This window comes from Chromobacterium alticapitis, from assembly GCF_002924365.1.
GTDB lineage: Bacteria > Pseudomonadota > Gammaproteobacteria > Burkholderiales > Chromobacteriaceae > Chromobacterium > Chromobacterium alticapitis.
Map to the genome: position 1 here is coordinate 19,011 of NZ_PQWB01000163.1, position 453 is coordinate 19,463.

The window sequence follows — 453 nt, forward strand, 5'->3', positions numbered from 1 at the left end:
GTCACCGCTGACGATGCCGGCGCTGACCAGCTTGGCGCTGGCGGCCGTGCTGCCGTCATACACCTTGTTGATGCCGCTGGCGCTGACCGTAATTTGCTTGGCGGCGATGTCGGCCTGGGTGGTGGCGCTGCTGCTGGCCAGTTGGTAGTTGCCGGCGTCGCTGCCGCTGCTGCGGATGCCGGTCACGCTGACGGTCTTGCCGCTGCCGGCGTTCTTGTCGGCGAAGGCGGCGGTACCGCTGAGGCTCACGTCGTCACCGCTGACGATGCCGGCGCTGACCAGCTTGGCGCTGGCGGCCGTGCTGCCGTCATACACCTTGTTCACGCCGCTGGCGCTGACCGTAATTTGCTTGGCGGTGATGTCGGCCTGGGTGGTGGCGCTGCTGCTGGCCAGTTGGTAGTTGCCGGCGTCGCTGCCGCTGCTGCGGATGCCGGTCACGCTGACGGTCTTGCC

The 453-nt window shown here is 68.0% G+C and carries 1 protein-coding gene; it reads right to left on the bottom strand.

Going from position 1 to position 453, the window contains the following annotated elements:
* Positions 1–453 (bottom strand): YDG domain-containing protein (locus tag C2I19_RS20205; protein ID WP_199181302.1); only part of this gene is annotated, 453 nt, incomplete at both ends.